Raw genomic sequence first — 17,326 nt, 5'->3', positions numbered from 1 at the left:
TTTCTTAACTACAGGTGATTTATGATTTACATCATTGTTCATGCCCTTGCGCCAATCTTTGTGATTATGCTGCTGGGTTTCTGGGCCGGTAAAGCCGGTATGGTCGACAATAAAAACGTCTCGCTGCTGAATATTTTTGTTATGGACTTTGCGCTGCCCGCCGCGCTGTTTAGCGCCACGGTGCAAACCGCCTGGCCTGGCATCGTGGCGCAGTGGCCGCTGATTGTGGTGCTCACCGGCGCCATGTGGATAACCTATGCGGCTATCTATTTCCTCGCCACCAAAATATTTAAAAAATCCCCGCAGGATGCGGCGGTGCTGACGCTCACCGTGGCGCTGCCAAACTACGCCGCGCTGGGTCTGCCGATCCTTGGCAGCGTACTGGGGGAAAACGCCACGACATCGCTCTCCGTGGCGGTGTCGATCGCCTGCGGCTCGGTGCTGCTGACGCCGCTCTGCCTGCTGATTCTGGAGCGCGAAAAAGCGCGCGCCGCGGGTGAAGATCACGGCTCCACCTTCGCGATGCTGCCGGTGCTGATGTGGCGTTCGGTGAAAAAACCGATCGTGCTTGGCCCGCTGGTGGGGGTGATACTGTCGGCCATCGGCATTAAAATGCCGGATCTGGTGCTGGCGGCGATTAAACCGCTCGGCCTGGCGGCGACGGCGGCGGCGCTGTTCCTGACCGGGGTCATCCTCTCTGCGCGTAAGCTGAAACTTAACGCCGTGGTCGGCGTCGGCACCGTCGCGAAGCTGCTGATCCAGCCCTTTATCGCCTGGGGCATCGTCGCCGCGCTCGGCCTGAGCGGCCCGGTGGCGATTACCGCGATTCTGATGATTGCGCTCTCCGCCGGTTTCTTCGGCGTGGTGTTCGGCAACCGCTTCGGCGTGCAGTCGCCCGATGCGGAAGCGGTGCTGCTGCTTAGCTCGGTGCTCTGTATTCTGTCGCTGCCGCTGTTTATTACGCTGACTTCAGGAATTTGATATGACGACGATCCCGCGCCCTCACGACCTGCTCTGGCTTCGCGCCGACAGCGCGCTGATGTCGGTGAAAGAGGCGTGGGTCAGCCAGCACTGGCACCTCGGCTTGCCGGTGGTGGTGCGGCGCGACGTCGCTACGGCGGATCGCATCCCGGTCGGCGTGCGCGGCGCGCGACGGGAGCAGCGCGCCGCAGCGTGGGTGCAGGCGGCGGATATCCTGCGCGTCGCTACGCCGGAAATGCTCGCCGATCGTGCCTGCCTGCTGGCGTCGCCCTTTGTCGCTGCCCGTCCGGTTCAGGCGGCGCTTGCGCTCAGCGAGCAGCGCTGGCCCTGGCGCTGGGGGATTACCGGCAGCCTCGGCTATGCGCTGGCAACGGCGATACCGGTGCTGCACCCCGGCAGCGATCTCGATTTAACCATCCGCGCGCCGCAGCCGCTGGCGCGTGACCTTTTACAGCAGTGGCAGGCGCAGACAGAGAGTCTGCCGTGCCGCGTCGACACCCAGGTTGAAACGCCGTCAGGCGCATTCGCGCTCAGCGAGTGGCTGCGCGACGGGCGGGCGCTGGTGAAGACCGCCGCTGGCCCGGTGCTGACCGCGTCGCCCTGGAGCAGGGAGACTTTATGAAAATCCTCTTTACCTTTCCTGGCCAGGGCACGCAGCGTCCCGGCATGCTGCGCAATCTGCCAGACGGAGAGGCGCTGCTGAGCAGCGTGCGCGCCGTGCTGGGCGATGAGACCGACGCGCTCGACACGCCGGAGGCGCTGCGCCACACGCGCGCCGTGCAGCTCTCTTTGCTGATTGCTGGCGTTGCCTGGGCGCGGGAGCTGATCAGAAACGGCGTGAAGCCGGACATCGTCAGCGGCTTATCTATCGGCGCCTTTCCTGCCGCCGTGGTGGCGGGCGCGCTCGATTTAGGCGACGCGCTGCGGCTGGTCGCGCTGCGCGGCGATTTGATGGAGAGCGCTTATCCCCACGGCTACGGCCTGACTGCTATCGTCGGGCTGACGCTCAGTCGGCTGGAAAAGCTGATGGCGGGCAGCAATACCTATATCGCCAATATCAACGCGGACACCCAGACGGTGATCGCCGGACGCGACGAGGATATGGCGGGGGTAGCGCAAAAAGCGCTCGACGCCGGGGCCAGCAAGGCGACGCGGCTGGCAGTCAGCGTGCCGTCCCACTGCGCGCTGCTGGATAAGCCAGCGGCGGAGCTGGCCAGCGCCTTCGCCTCGGTCTCGCTGTCGCGGCCCTCATGCGCTTATCTGAGCGGCTCGACCGGCCGCGTGATCTGGGAGCCCGCCAAAATCGCCGACGATCTGGCCTTTAATATGGCGCGCACCGTACAGTGGAGCGACGCGGTGATCGCGGCCAATCAGCGCGACGCCCGGCTGGCGATTGAGATGCCGCCGGGCAATGTGCTGACCGGGCTGACCCACCAGGCGGGCTGGCAGGGAGAGGCGATCTGCATGGAGCGTAACAGCGTCGAGGTCGCGCGCCACCTGGCTAAACGGCTGAGTCAGTAAGGCTGCGCGCGTACATGCGGCCTTCCGCGGCGAGCGCCAGCAGATCCTGATCGCGCTCGCGATGGTGCGAGTAGACGATAGAAACCCGCTGGCGCATCTGGTAAGGCTCTGCCAGCCTGACCAGCTGCACGCTGTTTTCATAAACCTTTTTCATGCGGCCAGGGATCAGCGAGAAGCCCATCCCCGCCTGCACCAGACTGACCAGCGAGAAGATGTCGTTGACTTTGGTAACGATGCGCGGCTCGAATCCGGCCACCTGAAACGCCTCCTGAAAGCCGGCATAGGTGGCGAAGCCCTCCGCCAGCGAGACAAAATCGCGATCGGCGTAGTCGCGCAGATCCGCGTCGCGCGAGGTATCGAGCTTTTCGCCCGCTGGGGCGGCGAGAAAAATATGGTCGTGAAACAGCGGGATCACATCAAAATTGGGGTTGCTGAGTTCGCCGCTGTCGGTGGCGATTAAAATCGCGTCGAGCGCGTCATCCTCAAGCATATTGAGCAGCATCTGGTTAGAGCCCATGGTCAGATCGAGCTCAAGCGCGGGGCGTCGCAGCTTCATGCCCATAATCAGGCGGGGAATGGTCTCCAGGGTGAGCGAGTAGAGCGTGCCGAGCCTTAACCGACCGCAGCCTACGCCTGCCACCTGCCTTGCCTCTTCGATGCCTTTGCTCATCAGCGCGGTAACGTCCTGGCAATACTCCAGCAGCGTCCAGGCGGCGGGCAGCGGCACCAGATTGCGCCCTTTATGGATAAACAGCGGGCAGTTGATCCCCTCTTCCAGCGTGTGCAGCGCGCGGTGCACGCTGACGCTGCTCAGATCGAGCGCCTCCGCCGTGCGCGCGATATTGCCTTTGGTCATAAACATCATAAAAACGCTGAGCTTGCGGAAGGTAATCTCGTGATTGATGTCGTTATTCATGCTTTTTCCTTCGCGGATCTCCTTAAGCGGGCGTAAAGAGTAATCCTGGCGCGCCCTGTGCTGCAGCCAGGCTCAGTAAAGGGTGTTCTTTAAGCGCTCCGGCAGCGCCTGGTCATAGGCCTCGCCGTCTATTTCCGCCTGCGAAAGCTGATGCAGGATCGCTCCCGGACTGGGCAGCCTGTCACGCGCGATCTGCGCGGCGGGATCCCAGAGCTTTGAGCGGATAATCGCCCGGCTGCACTGAAAAAAGAGGCTCTCCACCCTGATGCGCAGCACCGTTTTCGGCGGCTGGTTGTTGACGGCGAAGCGGGTAAGGAGATCGGGATCGCTGCAGATTTCTGCGGTGCCGTTCACCCGCAGCGTTTCGCCGATGCCGGGGATGAGAAAAAGCAGCGCCACGCGGTTATCGTGCAGAATATTGCGCAGGCTATCGATACGGTTATTGCCGCGTCGGTCAGGCAGCAAGAGCGTCTTCGCATCTTCAATAACGACAAAGCCAGCCGGATCGCCGCGCGGCGAGACGTCCAGCCCGCCCGGCCCTGAGGTTGCCAGCGCCACAAAGGGGGCCGCCTCGATAAAAGGGCGATAGGCGGAATGGATATAGTCGATCTCCTTGGTCAGCGAGGGTCTGGCGACCGCGCCGTAGATCTGTTCCAGTTCCGCTTCGCTGGTAATGCCTCTCTTTTCATCTGTCATTACGTCACCGCCTCAGTATGCAGGAATGCGCCTTACTCTTTTATACAGCAGGAGCGTGGGCAACGCACCGGCTGTCGGGCTACGCCAGCAGCAGCCAGGGGGCTCGATGTGGCCCGCACGCTGCCGTAAGCGGCGCTGTTGCCAGAGGCTGCCGCGCCGGTTTATTTCAGGCCGAGCTTGCGGGCCAGGCGGTGCAGGTTGCCGGGATCGATCGCCAGCTGTCGCGCGGTTTTGGCCCAGACTTTGCCGCAGCTTTCGTAAACATAGCTTATGTAGTCATATTGAAACTGCCGCGTCGCCTCCGCCAGACTGCTCATCGGCTGCGAGGTCAGCGACGCAGTCGGCGCGGCGTCCGCCGGGGTTTCGCCTTTAAGGCTGAAGTGCTGCGGCAGCAACACGATTTCGCCGCTGCGTGACTCCGCCTGCGCAATAATCACTGCGCGGTAGATGGCATGCTCCAGCTCGCGCACGTTCCCCGGCCAGCTTGCCGTTTCAAGCCGGGCGCGGGCGGCCGGGCTAAGGGCAAGCGTGCTCAGGCCGAACTTTATTCGGCACTTTTCACAGAAATAGCCGGCCAGCAGCACGATATCGTCGCGACGCGCCTGCAGCGACGGCACGAACAGCGGGAAGACGCTGAGCCGGTGATACAGATCCGCGCGGAATGTCCCCTCCGTGACCGCTTTGCGCATATCCCTGTTGGTTGCCGCGATAATGCGTACATCGACGGTCAGGGCGCTATCTTCGCCCACGCGCTGCAGATCGCCGTACTGCAGCACGCGTAGCAGTTTGGCCTGCAGCGAGAGCGGCAGTTCGCCAATCTCATCCAGAAACAGCGTGCCCTTATCTGCCAGCTCGAACTTGCCTGGCCTGTCGTGAATCGCCCCGGTAAATGCGCCTTTGACGTGGCCGAACAGCTCGCTTTCCGCCACGGTTTCCGGCAGCGCGGCGCAGTTGAGGTAGATCAGAGGCTGGGTGGCGCGATGGGAGAGGCGATGCACCGCCTGGGCGACCAGCTCCTTGCCGGTGCCGGTCTCGCCCATAATCAGGACGCTCAGGTCAGAAGGGGCGACCGCGGCGATCTCTTTTTTCAGAAGGGTGAGCGGGGCAGACTCGCCGACGATCGGCATCTCCTCGCGCGCTTCCGGGCGTCTGTGCGGCGGGATAAACGAAAAGGCGGGCTGCTCGAGCTGCTCCACCAGCAGGGCGTTGTTCAGCGCGCCGGCGGTCAGGCTGGCCAGCACGCGCAGCTCCTCGTCGCTGTAATTATCGAACTGCCGCGCGTTCATACCGTCCAGGGTAAGGGCGCCGATCAGCGTCTGGCCCGCAAACAGCGGCATGCCGACGCAGGCGTGCACATGCAGTTCGCCCTGTTCAGGGATCAAGCCGTCGTAGGGATCGGGCAGGTCGTTATCGGCAGGAAAGCGCACCACGTCCCCCGCGCGCGCGATCGCCTCCAGCCGCGGATGCGCATCAAGAGTGAAGCGGCGGCCCATCACGTCAGGCGCCAGCCCGGCGGTAGCCAGTGGTCTGAACTGCTGGTTTTCATAGCGTAGCAGGGCGGTTGCATCGCAGTTCAACGCCTGGTGGATGCCTTGCACCATCTGCATAAAACGGTCGCGCTCGCCCACGCCGTTCTGAATAGTCACGGCCAGCGCCGCCAGGGTATCGACAGAAAGAGCCATAGGATGACCTGTACAGGGAGTGTCCTGAGAACAACAAGAAGACTTGTTATAAATACCATGCTGCTGTGCACTTTTGATCTGAATCAACAGCTTAAGCTTTACGCACGCGGTGCAGGTTGCTGGATGCGAAGCAAAGTTACGTCGGTAGTCCGCTTCGGCGGGCCTGGTGTCTCTGCCACATTGTGTTTAAGACAAGGGTATGTGAATAAGACAGGCTTATTTAATGTCTTTTAAACAATGCATCCAGGTAATAAGTATACACATCAATACGTTAAAAGCTGGCACGCCAGATGCACAAGAGCAAGGAAATCCACCTTAAGCTAACTGGGCATCTGATGAATATTCACGTAAAAAACACGATTTTTTGGGTCGGTAAACGGGACTGGGAAGTTGAGCATTTTCACGGCAAAGAGTACAAGATGCAGCGCGGCACCAGCTACAACAGCTACCTGATCCGCGAAGAAAAGAGTGTATTAATCGATACCGTGGATTTCAGATTTCGCAGCGATTTCGTTAAAAATCTCAGCGAAGAGATCGATCTGCAACAGATCGACGCCATCGTGATCAACCATGCGGAGGACGATCACGCCGGCGCCCTGGGGGAGCTGATGGCGCTGATCCCCGGCACGCCGATCTACTGCACCGCCAACGGCGTGGAGTCGATTAACGGTCACCACCACCATCCCGAGTGGAACTTCAGGGTGGTGAAAACCGGCGACTCGCTCGACATCGGCAACGGCAAAAAGCTGATCTTTGTGGAAACGCCGATGCTGCACTGGCCGGACAGCATGATGACCTATATGACGGAAGAGGGGGTGCTGTTCAGCAACGACGCCTTCGGCCAGCACTACTGCGATGAGCACCTGTTCAACGATGAGGTTGAGCAGCAGGAGCTGTTTGATCAGTGCCTGCGCTACTTCTCCAATATCCTGACTCCCTTTGCGCGTCTGGTAACGGCGAAGATCGCTGAGATCCTCAGCTTCAATCTGCCGCTCAGCATGATCGCCACCTCTCACGGCGTGGTGTGGCGCGACAACCCGGCGCAGATTGTCGAGCGCTACCAGAAGTGGGCCGCCGATTACCAGGAAGATCGCATCACGATCTTTTATGACGCCATGTCGAATAATACCCGCATGATGGCGGACGCCATCGCCCAGGGCATTCGCGAAACCGATCCGCGCGTCGCGGTGAAGGTCTACAACGTCTCGACCCACGACAAAAACGAGATCATCACCTCCTGCTTCCGCTCCAAAGGCATTCTGGTTGGCTCCTCCACCATGAACAACGTGATGATGCCGAAGGTGGCGGGCATGCTGGAAGAGATTGCAGGGCTGAAGTTTCGCAATAAACGCGCCTCCGCGTTCGGCTCTTATGGCTGGACGGGCGGCGCCGTCGACCGCGTGGCGACCCGTCTGCAGGATGCCGGTTTCGATATGAGCATCGCCCTGAAAATCAAATGGCGTCCCGACCTCTCTGCGCTGGAAGCGTGTCGCGAACATGGCCGCAGCCTCGCGCGCGCCTGGGCGCTCTCGCCGATCCCCACGGCCGCGCCTGCCGTCGACAGCGGCGCCGTAGCGATCGCTGCCGGTCGCAAAATGATGTGTACCCTGTGTCAGTGGGTTTACGACCCGGCGGAAGGCGAACCCGGTCAGTCAGTCGCGCCCGGCACGCCGTGGGAGGCGGTGCCGGACGGTTTCTTATGCCCCGGCTGCGCGCTGGGTAAATCCGTGTTCACTCCTTATGAGGGCTAAACCTGTGGCGGCCGATATCCTCGCTATCAGCCCCGGCTTCAGACCGGCCTCGTCGCCAAAGGCTATGACCAGCACGGCCTCTTCAGGGCGTTTGTCGCCAGTGAAGATCGCCTGAAAATGGCGTTCAGCCTGCTGAAGGAAATTAAACGGGCGGACGCCGCTTAGCCGCTGAAGGAGCGCGCCACGCGCTGTTACCGGCTGCCGACAAGGCAGCCATTGCCGCCAGGCCAGCAGATAACCGGCCTGCAACGCGGCCTCTATTCGCTTAATGGGCTTTATATGAACATGACAGAAACCTCAACGGCAGTGACCCTGCATAACCCTTCATCCTGCACCTGCGGCAGAATCATCTGGCTAAGCCAGCACTGCGATCGCTTCGCGCTGCATCTCGGCCGCAGCGAGTGCGAGGCGCGCATCGAGGCCGCGCTCGGACCTGCCTGCAGCAGCGTCCAGTTTCAGCCGGAAAACCTTAAAGAGGTGGTGGCCGACGTTTTCTGGCGGATGTGGAACGCCTGGGAGCCTGCTGAGGGAATGAAAGTGACGGGGTAGAACCGGCGCTGTAGCAAAGATGCCCGCAACGGCGGCGCATCCCTGTAGAATAGGGCGCTTACCGCCGTCAACCTGGAACCCACTGCGATATGAAGCCGATGACGTTAAACGTCGACCTTAACGATCTCTACGCTTTTCAGGCTCTGGTGACATTCAGAAGCTTTAAAGCCGCCGCGGAGGCGATTCATCTTTCTCAACCGGCGCTGAGCCGACGCATCGATAAGCTGGAGACGTCGCTTGGCGTCAGGCTGTTCGAAAGAACCACGCGGCGCGTTAGCCTGACTATGGCGGGCCGCAGTTTCGCGCCGCGCGCGCAGCAGATCCTGAAGGATTTAGAGTGCGCCATCGCCGACGTCGGGGATGTCAATCCGCACCGAACGGGCCTGGTGACCGTCGCCTGCGTGCCGTCGGCCGCCTACTATTTTATGCCTAAAGTCATCGCGCAGTTTCAGCTTCACTACCCGCGCGTACGTATTAAGCTGATCGATTCCAGCGCTGGCGACGTCTACGACGCGGTGATCGCCGGGCAGGCTGATTTCGGCCTGAGCTTTACCGGCGCGCCGCAGCCGGATGTCAGATTCCTGCCGCTGGTGGATGAGGCCTACGTCGCCGTCTGCCCACGCGACCATCCGCTCGCCGGCCGCAAGAGTCTGGGCTGGCGGGAGTTTTATAGCTGGCCCTATGTCTGGCTGGATAAAACCTCGGGCAACCGCAACCTGCTCGATCAGGCGCTGACGGGCATCGTGCCGGAAAAACCGAGCGTCTGCGAAACGCGTCACGTTACGACGCTGCTGGGCATGGTGGAGGCCGGACTGGGGATCGCCGCGGTGCCGGGGATGGCGATGCCGAAAGCGGGCCACCCGTTTTTAGCCACCATTCCTTTGCATGAGCCGACGGTGCGCCGCACGGTCGGCATCGTGAAGCGCACCGGTCAAGAGCTGCCGCATCTTGCCGGTGAGCTGGAGGCGATGATTATTGCGATAAACGCGTCTGAGGAGCAGGTTAACGTCCGCTAACGGAATCGAGACCGGTTGCCTGAATTTGCTGCTGCACCCCGGGAGAGGAGAGGTACGCCAGCAGAGCCTTCGCCTCTTCCGGCTGGGCTGAATGGCTGGAGACCGCGCCGGCGAAGCGGGTGACATACTGCATATCCTCCGGTAGCTTGCCGATGAAGGTCACCCCGGCCACCGGCAGCAGTTCGCTGACCTGCTGGAAGCCGATCTCGTAGCGGCCGCTGGCGACGCTTTGCGCCACAGGGGTTTTCTCAACCATCTTCGCCTTAGGTTTTAGCTGATCAGCGATGCCCAGTTTGTTGAACAGCGTCGTCTCGACATATTTTCCGCTGGCGCTGTCTGAATAGGCGACCGAGTGCGCCTTTAGCAAGGTCGCTCTGAGCGCCGTCGCCGTCGTGATATCGGGCACGGCGCTACCTTGTTTCACTACCGCGCCAATTTTTGAGTCGGCGAGCTCGGTGCGCGTGCCGGGCAGCAGGCGTCCCTCTTTATCGAGCTTATCCAGCGCATAGCCGACCATAATAATAACGTCCGCTTTTTCGCCCGCGGCTAACCGGTTGGGGATCGCCTCCGGCGACTGCCCCATCGACGGCCCAGGCACCGTCTTGATGGTATAGCCTTTTTCAGCGGCGAAGGCGGGGCTGAGCTTTTCCCAGGCGGCCTTGAAGCCGCCGGAAATCATTACCGTGATCTCTTTTGCCGACGCCTCCCAGCTCACGAGGCAGAGGGGCGCGAGAAGCAGCAGGCGGGGTAACCATGATTTCATCTGTTTTTCCTTAACCGAACGTTTTTTTAGCAGCGTGATGATGGACCGCTTCTTGTTTATAGAGGAACAGGGTTGCCAGCAGCGCGCACGCGGCGGCGAAGCTCATCCATAGGCCTGGCGCGGCTTTGTCGCCGGTCACTTCAATTAGCGCGGTGGAGATGGCGGGCGTAAAGCCGCCGAACAGCGCGGTGGCGAGACTATAGGCCAGCGAGAAGCCCGCGACCCGGACCGAGGCCGGCATGATCTCCGTTAACGCCGGGATCATGGCGCCGTTATAGAGCCCGTAAATAAACGAGAGCCACAGCAGCACGCCCAGCATCGAATAGAAGCTCGGATCGGCCGCAAGATATTTAAGGGCAGGGTAGGCGGTGGCGATGGCGATCAGCGCCATGGCGATCAGCACCGGCTTACGTCCGTAGCGATCCGAGATCGTCCCGCCAATCGGCAGCCAGATGAAGTTTGAGACCGCCACCAGCAGGGTCACCAGCAGGCTGTCCGATGCGCTGAGCATCAACACTTTTTTGCCGAAGGTGGGCGCATAAACGGTGATCAGATAGAAGGCGGTGGTGGTCATCGCCACCATCAGCATGCCCGCCATCACGGTTTTCCAGTTGCCGAGGAGCGTGCTAAAGACCTGGCGCATTTCAGGATGCTGACGGCGCGCGCTGAATTCCGCCGTCTCTTCAAGATTGCGACGCAGAAAGAAGATAAACGGCACGATCAGGCAGCCGAACAGAAAAGGAATGCGCCATCCCCAGTCGCGAATCGCGCTCTCCTCCATCAGGGCATTGAGGGCGAACCCCATCGCCGCCGCCACCATAATCGCGACCTGCTGGCTGCCGGATTGCCAGCTGGTATAGAAGCCTTTTTTGCCCGGGGTGGCGATTTCAGAGAGATAAACCGAGACGCCGCCCAGCTCTGCCCCGGCGGAAAAGCCCTGCAGCAGCCGTCCCGTCAGCACAATCAGCGGCGCCCAGTAGCCGATCGCCGCATAGGAAGGAATCAACACGATCAGGAAGGTGCCCGTCGCCATAATCGAGAGCGTGACGATAAGCCCCTTGCGTCTGCCCACTTTATCGATCCAGGCGCCCAGCACCACCGCGCCGATGGGACGCATCAGGAAGCCAGCGCCGAAGACGGCGAAGGTCATCATCAGCGAGGCGAATTCGCTGCTCGCCGGAAAGAAGGTGTGGGCGATATAGGTGGCGTAAAAGCCGAACAGGAAAAAGTCGAACTGCTCGAGAAAGTTTCCCGAGGTGACGCGCAAGATTGCGCCTGCCCGGGCGCGAACCGTGTTGATTGATGCAGAGGATGTTTCCATTAAATGCTCCAGCGTTTACGTAATGTTAATGATTCATTACTTTGTTGTGACTCAAGACTGGAACAGGAAGGCGGCGTTAATAAGTGCATTTTGCGTATCGATTAATGCGTAAGGCGCATTAATTTGGGGCGCGCTGAAGACGACCTCCGGCAGCGACTGGCGATAGCGCGCATAAGCCGCCGCTCGCCGCCTCTGACCGCTCTTTTTTGCCTTATCAATTTCGTGACCAGCTTCATATCGGCGCGGTACGACATCCGCTCGCCGCCGGTCTCTCTGGTTGGCTTCGTGCCTGCTCTCAGGCACACTACCCGCAGCGAAACAGATTTCCTGCTGAGAGGCAGTTCTCTCACCCGACTTTCCACCGGGCTGCCTGCCAGCGCGCGCCGCCCACACCTTCGACACCCCTCAAGAGGAATTACCATGGCTACAGGCCCACTGAACGCAGACGAAATCGAGTGGATGGAAGATGTGTTGATGGAGCACGACAGCGAAGATGGCTTGATTGATATCAGCGAGCTGGACGGTCTTTTCACCGCGGCGCTCTCCAGCCCGTCGCCGCTGGCGCTCGATGCGATGAAGCCGGTTATCTGGGGCGAAAGCGCGCCTGACTGGGACGATCCTGCCGATGAGCAGCGCTTCAATACCCTGGCGGCGCGGATGATGAATGATATTGCCGAGCGCCTCAGCCTCTACCCGGAGCAGTTTGAGCCGCTGTTCGGCTACCGTGAAATGGACGGCCGCGAACTGCTGGTGGTGGAAGAGTGGTGTTTTGGCTATATGACCGGCGTGGCGCTGGCGGAGTGGCCAGCGCTGCCTGCCGAGCTGCAGCCGTCGCTGCAGGCGATTGCGCTGCATGGCGACATCAATGAGGTCGAGAAACTCGACGGTATGGATGAGATCGCATATCTGCAGAGCACCGACGCTATTCAGCCAGCGGCGCTGCGGCTCTATAACCACTGGCGTGGCAAAACCGACGCCATTCACTAAGCGCCAGCGCCGTCTGCGTGCCTCCCACCCAGACGGCTGCTGAAGCCTGTAAAAGGGGCGCTGGCCCGGCAACGGCTGCGCCTCAGGGATGCGGTGCCTTTTTGCTCAGGCCGCGCCGGCAGGGATGCCGTTTACACGCCACTCCCCGCGTCACCCCCGAGAGCGGCCTCGTCCGACAGCTTTTTCCCCTCCTCAATAAACTCTTCGTCAATCTCTTCGACGTTATCGCGGTTATCCTTGCCCGACAGCAGGTTCCAGCAGGCGATAAACAGCGCGGCGATCAGCGGGCCAATCACAAAACCGTTAATGCCGTAAATCTCCATGCCGCCTAAGGTGGCGATCAGGATCAGGTAATCAGGCATTTTGGTATCTTTGCCCACCAGCAGCGGACGCAGAATATTGTCCACCAGTCCGACGACCACCACAAAGAAACCGACCAGGAACAATCCCTTCCACAGCGCGCCGGTCGCGAAGAAGAATATCGCCGCGGGCACCCAGATAATCGCCGAGCCCACGGCGGGGATCAGCGACAGGAACGCCATCAGCGCGCCCCACAGCAGGCTGCCATCGATATCTACAAACCAGAACGCCAGCCCGCCCAGAATCCCCTGCACGATGCCGACCACGACCGTGCCTTTGACCGTGGCGCGCGAAACGGCGGCGAACTTCATAAACAGGTGATGCTTCACGTAGGTTGAGAGCGGCAGCGCCTCCAGAATCAGATGCACCAGATAGGAGCCGTCCTTCAGCAGGAAGAAGAGCAGATAGAGCATCACGCCGAAGCCGACGGTAAAGGTGAAGGTGCCTTTGCCGATCAGGAACACGCTGCCCGCCATATACTGGCCGCCTTTCAGCGCGAAGGACGACAGCTTCTGCTGGATCTGCGCCGCGTTATTCATCTGATGCTCAGAGAGAAAGTTACGCAGCCAGTCGGGCAGGTGATGCAGAAGATCGGCGAATACCGTCGGAAACTGCGCCGAGTTGCTCTGCAGCTTGAGATAGACGGCGTTGACCTCCACCACCAGCGAAGAGGCGATAATCGCCAGCGGCGTAAAGACGATCAGACAGATAATCAGCAGCGTCACCAGCGACGCCAGGCCGTTGCGATCGCCCATCTTATGCCGCAGCCAGGTCTTTAGCGGGGCGAAGATCACCGCCAGAATGGCGGCCCAGAGAATCGGGGAAAAGTAGGGCGCCAGTACATCAAAAAACGCGGCGGTCACTATCGCCAGAATGACGATAAAGAAACCGATATTGAGTCCTTTAACACGCATGCATAAACCTCAGGGTTAAGTGTTGCGGGTGAACTATAGAACGCCTGGCGCGCTTTGTAATGCCAATCTGTGGTTTCGTTTAAAAATTTAAATCGGGCGCGGCGACGCGTCCGCATCGCCGCGTTAACGGATAATCAGCCTGGCCATGCACGATTAGCGCATCGTGGTTGAAGCCGGTCGTCAAGGTGTGTAAGAATCCTGCGCAATCGTTTACTCCCGCCGTGGAGAGAGATTTTTTGCGCGCATCGTCGTGCCGCCGCAAAGCGGCAAAGCAGGGCGAGGCGGCAATGTAGCCGTCGATGTCCACTCACCGTCGACGGCGTTAACGTCATAAAGACAGGACAGGCAGATGAAAACCACGCAAACCGGCGCGCTGACCGCAGCCGCAGAGGCGCCCGCTGAACGCGGCTGGCGCAAAACCGACACCACCTGGATGCTGGGGCTCTACGGCACCGCAATCGGCGCAGGGGTACTCTTTTTGCCGATCAACGCGGGCGTCGGCGGGCTGCTGCCGCTGATCATTATGGCGATCCTCGCCTTTCCTCTGACCTTTTACGCTCACCGCGCGCTGACCCGCTTTGTGCTCTCCGGCAAACACGCGGGTGAAGATATTACCGACGTGGTGGAGGAGCACTTTGGCGCCGGCGCGGGCAAAATCATTACGCTGCTCTACTTCTTCGCCATCTTCCCCATTCTGCTGATGTACAGCGTGGCGATCACCAATACGGTAGAGAGCTTTATCGAACATCAGTTAGGGCTGGTGTCGCCGCCGCGCGTGCTGCTGTCGCTGATCCTGATTATCGGCCTGATGACGGTGGTGCGCTTCGGCGAGCAGATGATCGTCAAAGCGATGAGCATTCTGGTTTTCCCCTTTGTCGCGGTGCTGATGCTGCTGGCGGTTTATCTGATCCCGCACTGGCACGGCGCGGCGCTGCAGACCCTGTCGCTGCACCACAGCGGCGGCGGCAAAAACATCGCGATGACGCTGTGGCTGGCGATCCCGGTGATGGTCTTCTCTTTTAACCATTCGCCGATCATCTCTTCGTTTGCCGTGGCGAAGCGCGCGGAGTATGGCGAAGACGCGGAGCGCAAATGCTCGCGTATTCTCGCCTGTTCCCATCTGCTGATGGTGGCGACGGTGATGTTTTTCGTGTTTAGCTGCGTGCTCAGCCTGTCGCCGCAGGATCTCGCCGCGGCAAAGGCGCAAAATATTTCGATTCTCTCCTATCTCGCTAATCACTTTAACGTCCCGGTGATCGCCTGGCTCGGCCCGCTGATCGCCATCGTCGCCATTACCAAATCTTTTCTCGGCCACTATCTCGGCGCGCGCGAAGGCTTTAACGGTCTGGTCAATAAAATGCTGCACAGCCGTGGCAAAAGCCTGGCGCCTGCGAAGCTGAACCGGGTAACGGCGCTGTTTATGCTGCTCAGCACCTGGCTGGTGGCGAGCTGGAACCCGAGCATTCTCAACATGATCGAAACCCTCGGCGGGCCGGTGATCGCGATAATCCTGTTCCTGATGCCGATGTATGCCATCCGCCACGTTCCCGCGATGCGCAAATACAGCGGGCATCTCAGCAATCTGTTCGTGGTGCTGGTTGGGCTGGTGGCGATCTCCGCCATCTTCTACTCGCTGCTCAGCTAACGAGAAAGCGCCCGCTACCCGCGGGCCGTTTTAGCGGCGGTATAGCTTTCCCGTCGCGCGCCATGCTAACTTTGTTGAGAATAGTTATTAGTTACTGAGGTAGTGAACGATGAAAAAGGGACTTCTGCTGGCTGGGCTGCTGACGTCGGCGGCGTGCGGCGCCACCACATACCCGCTGCAGATCACCGATCTCGACGGCAACGCCATTCGGCTCGACCATGAGCCGCAGCATGTGATCCTGCAGGATGGCCGCGACGTGCTGGCGCTGGCGCTGCTCGACCGCGACAATCCTTTCAGGCGCGTGGTGGCCTGGAATAACCTGCCGAAAAAGCAGGATACCCAGACCTGGGATCTGCTGAAGCAGCGCTGGCCGCAGGCGAGCAGCATTGTTGATATGGGCTTCAACGATCAGGGGCAGGTTAATCTCGAAAGCGTGCTGGCGCAGAAGCCGGACCTGATGATCGCCCAGCTGCGCGCGAAATCGGCGCTGCAGCAGTCAGGCGTGCTGAATACGCTAAAAGGGCTCAACATTCCGGTGCTGTTTATCGACTATGAGCTGCACCCGAAAGAGAACACTGCGCGCAGCGTGACGCTGCTCGGTAAGGTGCTTAACCGGGAGAAAGAGGCGGCCGACTATACCGCCTTTTATCAGCAGCGTTTACAGCAGCTCGACGCGGCTATCGCAACAGTGCCGCAGAAGCCGACGGTGTTTATCGAGCCGATCGCTGGCAACAGCGACAACTGCTGTTTCACGCACGGCCATAACGGCTGGGGCGGACTGGTAGAGGCGGTAGGCGGTAAGAATATCGGCTCCGCGCTGCTGCCGGGCAACGCTGGCTTCGTTTCACTGGAAAAGATTATCGCCATGAAGCCGGACGTTTATATTATGACCGGCTCAAAGCGTCCTAATTCTGGCGTGCTGCCGTTTGGCTATAACACGCCGCCGCAGGAGGTTTCCGCCACCTTTAGCGGCCTGCTGAACCGCACCGGCCTGAAGCAGATCGCCCCGGTCAAGAATGGCCGTGTTTATGGGGTTTATCACCACTTCTATAACCATCCTTACAACATCATCGGCATGGAGATTCTGGCGAAAGATCTCTATCCACAGACGTTTGCACAGCTCGATCCCACGGCCGACTTCCACTATATCGTGACCCACTTTACCCACCTGCCGGACGCGCCGATCACCTTAAGCGCGCCCTGAGCCGCCCACCGCGCGTTGACAAAACGCGCGGTTAATTTACCTTCCTGCCGCGCGAACTTTCGCTACGCTTAAACATACCGCCGTTTACTTTTGTTTCCGCTATTTTCATGCACCTTTTGTGCCGCCAGTTGAAAAAGATTGCCAAAAAAAACGTGGTGAAATGCGCGCGTTTATTTCGCGCGGACGCAATAAACCCTGCAGCAGGGAGTGCAAAACTGACGATCAATGAGGTAGCGTCGCCGTCAGGTTAGCCAGCGGGCTTTCTGCACAGAACGCTGCCGTTCAGGCTCTGCCCGAGGTATTTATGAATTCACACTCCCTGGCCTCAACGCTGAGTAAAAAATTTATTCTTGAGCCGGTTATGTCGCAGTGCGGCCGCTTTGTCGGGTTTGAACTGCTGACGCGCTATACCTCGCTGGCGGGGAAATCGCGCAATCCCTTTATGGTGATTGAAAATATGCCGCGCAGCGAAAAGCGCGATCTGCTCTATGAGCAGTTGAGCGATTTGTCGCCGGTCGTGGCGCTGCTTGAGGCGCGCAACCTGTTCGTCAGTATCAATGTAGACCGCGACATGGTGACCATGCTGGAGGAGGATGTGCGGCTGGGCTGGCTGCTCAGCACCGCCAGCGTCGTACGGTTAGAGGTTTCTGAAGCGATCGACTTTCATCAGGATCGCGAGGCGCGCGACACGCTGCATCGACTAAAGGCGCGCGGCATTCGTTTCTTTCTCGACGATCTCGGCACCGGCTTCGCCAATCTGGCAGCACTTTATACCGGCCTGTTTGAGGCGGTAAAAATCGACAAGCGCTTTTTCTGGGAGCAGAAGGATAAATCGATCTTTTCGGTATTGATGGCCAATATTCAGCGTTATTGTCCGCAGATCATCGTAGAGGGCGTCGAGAATAAAGAGGATCTGGCGACGCTGGAAGATATTCCGCTTTACGGTCTGCAGGGACACTATTTTAGCGCGCTGGAGATAGAGGATTTACCACAGCTTTTCGGTTGACGCTTTTTATTGCG

17 protein-coding genes and 1 pseudogene are annotated in these 17,326 nt (G+C 59.8%); 11 read left to right on the top strand and 7 right to left on the bottom strand.

Features of this window, described 5'->3' with window-relative positions; all coding sequences use genetic code 11:
* Nucleotides 1-21 precede the first annotated feature (21 nt).
* From ACR6A7_RS05920 to mdcH, 3 genes are read left to right on the top strand one after another with little or no spacing between them, the layout of a single operon-like run.
* Nucleotides 22-981, top strand: coding sequence for an AEC family transporter (locus tag ACR6A7_RS05920; protein ID WP_434123915.1), 960 nt, complete (start codon nucleotides 22-24; stop codon nucleotides 979-981).
* A gap of 1 nt (nucleotide 982) precedes the next feature.
* Nucleotides 983-1,603 (top strand): malonate decarboxylase holo-ACP synthase, encoded by a 621-nt coding sequence (locus ACR6A7_RS05915; protein ID WP_434123914.1) that lies wholly within the window; start codon nucleotides 983-985, stop codon nucleotides 1,601-1,603.
* The gene (mdcH, locus tag ACR6A7_RS05910; RefSeq protein WP_434123913.1) at nucleotides 1,600-2,502 is read left to right on the top strand and encodes a malonate decarboxylase subunit epsilon; all 903 of its coding nucleotides are present in this window, start codon (nucleotides 1,600-1,602) and stop codon (nucleotides 2,500-2,502) included. The genes ACR6A7_RS05915 and mdcH overlap by 4 nt, the downstream gene beginning before the upstream one ends.
* On the opposite strand, the gene ACR6A7_RS05905 is transcribed toward mdcH, so the two are convergent.
* The 3 genes from ACR6A7_RS05905 to norR all read right to left on the bottom strand — a co-directional run bounded on the left by ACR6A7_RS05905 (nucleotide 2,483) and on the right by norR (nucleotide 5,796).
* Entirely contained in the window at nucleotides 2,483-3,418 is a 936-nt protein-coding gene (locus ACR6A7_RS05905; protein WP_434123912.1) for a LysR family transcriptional regulator, read from the bottom strand. The two genes, mdcH and ACR6A7_RS05905, sit on opposite strands and share 20 nt — an antisense overlap.
* 72 nt (nucleotides 3,419-3,490) lie before the next feature.
* Nucleotides 3,491-4,114 (bottom strand): pyridoxamine 5'-phosphate oxidase family protein, encoded by a 624-nt coding sequence (locus tag ACR6A7_RS05900; protein WP_434123911.1) that lies wholly within the window; start codon nucleotides 4,112-4,114, stop codon nucleotides 3,491-3,493.
* Between the two features lie 161 nt (nucleotides 4,115-4,275).
* Nucleotides 4,276-5,796 carry a nitric oxide reductase transcriptional regulator NorR gene (gene norR, locus ACR6A7_RS05895; protein ID WP_434123910.1) on the bottom strand — a complete coding sequence of 507 codons (1,521 nt, stop codon included), beginning with the start codon at nucleotides 5,794-5,796 and terminating at the stop codon, nucleotides 4,276-4,278.
* A gap of 335 nt (nucleotides 5,797-6,131) precedes the next feature.
* Here norR and norV point away from each other — a divergent pair, with 335 nt between their 5' ends.
* From norV to ACR6A7_RS05875, 4 genes and pseudogenes are all read left to right on the top strand, one after another.
* Nucleotides 6,132-7,547, top strand: coding sequence for an anaerobic nitric oxide reductase flavorubredoxin (gene norV / locus ACR6A7_RS05890; protein ID WP_434123909.1), 1,416 nt, complete (start codon nucleotides 6,132-6,134; stop codon nucleotides 7,545-7,547).
* Nucleotides 7,548-7,592: 45 nt separating this feature from the next.
* Nucleotides 7,593-7,712 (top strand): annotated as a pseudogene (locus ACR6A7_RS05885) (NADH:flavorubredoxin reductase NorW); the annotation flags it as partial.
* Nucleotides 7,713-7,826: 114 nt separating this feature from the next.
* Nucleotides 7,827-8,096, top strand: a complete 270-nt coding sequence (locus tag ACR6A7_RS05880) for a hypothetical protein (RefSeq protein ID WP_434123908.1) — start codon at nucleotides 7,827-7,829, stop codon at nucleotides 8,094-8,096.
* 98 nt (nucleotides 8,097-8,194) lie between these two features.
* A complete protein-coding gene (locus ACR6A7_RS05875; RefSeq protein WP_434124127.1) occupies nucleotides 8,195-9,112 on the top strand; it encodes a LysR family transcriptional regulator in 918 nt (305 codons plus the stop codon).
* Here the strand turns inward: ACR6A7_RS05875 and ACR6A7_RS05870 are convergent.
* Nucleotides 9,099-9,875 (bottom strand): substrate-binding domain-containing protein, encoded by a 777-nt coding sequence (locus ACR6A7_RS05870; RefSeq protein ID WP_434123907.1) that lies wholly within the window; start codon nucleotides 9,873-9,875, stop codon nucleotides 9,099-9,101. The two genes, ACR6A7_RS05875 and ACR6A7_RS05870, sit on opposite strands and share 14 nt — an antisense overlap.
* Before the next feature lie 10 nt (nucleotides 9,876-9,885).
* Nucleotides 9,886-11,196, bottom strand: a complete 1,311-nt coding sequence (locus ACR6A7_RS05865; RefSeq protein ID WP_434123906.1) for an MFS transporter — start codon at nucleotides 11,194-11,196, stop codon at nucleotides 9,886-9,888.
* Nucleotides 11,197-11,616: 420 nt separating this feature from the next.
* Between ACR6A7_RS05865 and ACR6A7_RS05860 the strand changes: the two genes are divergently transcribed.
* Nucleotides 11,617-12,183 carry a UPF0149 family protein gene (locus ACR6A7_RS05860; protein ID WP_434123905.1) on the top strand — a complete coding sequence of 189 codons (567 nt, stop codon included), beginning with the start codon at nucleotides 11,617-11,619 and terminating at the stop codon, nucleotides 12,181-12,183.
* A gap of 131 nt (nucleotides 12,184-12,314) precedes the next feature.
* Here the strand turns inward: ACR6A7_RS05860 and ACR6A7_RS05855 are convergent, their stop codons facing one another.
* Both ACR6A7_RS05855 and ACR6A7_RS05850 read right to left on the bottom strand, forming a co-directional pair.
* Nucleotides 12,315-13,457: an AI-2E family transporter gene (locus ACR6A7_RS05855; RefSeq protein WP_434123904.1), complete on the bottom strand. Its 1,143-nt coding sequence runs from the start codon at nucleotides 13,455-13,457 to the stop codon at nucleotides 12,315-12,317.
* Between the two features lie 79 nt (nucleotides 13,458-13,536).
* The gene (locus ACR6A7_RS05850; protein WP_434123903.1) at nucleotides 13,537-13,764 is read right to left on the bottom strand and encodes a hypothetical protein; all 228 of its coding nucleotides are present in this window, start codon (nucleotides 13,762-13,764) and stop codon (nucleotides 13,537-13,539) included.
* A 42-nt stretch (nucleotides 13,765-13,806) separates the two neighbouring features.
* Between ACR6A7_RS05850 and ACR6A7_RS05845 the strand changes: the two genes are divergently transcribed.
* The 3 genes from ACR6A7_RS05845 to ACR6A7_RS05835 all read left to right on the top strand — a co-directional run bounded on the left by ACR6A7_RS05845 (nucleotide 13,807) and on the right by ACR6A7_RS05835 (nucleotide 17,312).
* Nucleotides 13,807-15,102 carry an HAAAP family serine/threonine permease gene (locus ACR6A7_RS05845; RefSeq protein ID WP_434123902.1) on the top strand — a complete coding sequence of 432 codons (1,296 nt, stop codon included), beginning with the start codon at nucleotides 13,807-13,809 and terminating at the stop codon, nucleotides 15,100-15,102.
* A 109-nt stretch (nucleotides 15,103-15,211) separates the two neighbouring features.
* Nucleotides 15,212-16,306 (top strand): ABC transporter substrate-binding protein, encoded by a 1,095-nt coding sequence (locus ACR6A7_RS05840; RefSeq protein WP_434123901.1) that lies wholly within the window; start codon nucleotides 15,212-15,214, stop codon nucleotides 16,304-16,306.
* A gap of 304 nt (nucleotides 16,307-16,610) precedes the next feature.
* Entirely contained in the window at nucleotides 16,611-17,312 is a 702-nt protein-coding gene (locus ACR6A7_RS05835) for an EAL domain-containing protein (protein WP_434123900.1), read from the top strand.
* The last annotated feature ends 14 nt before the right edge of the window (nucleotides 17,313-17,326 follow it).

This window comes from Pantoea phyllosphaerae (genome assembly GCF_051025595.1).
In the GTDB taxonomy this organism is placed as follows: domain Bacteria; phylum Pseudomonadota; class Gammaproteobacteria; order Enterobacterales; family Enterobacteriaceae; genus Pantoea.
Note: the sequence above shows the minus strand (reverse complement) of the source record. Positions and strands in the feature narration are given on the sequence as shown.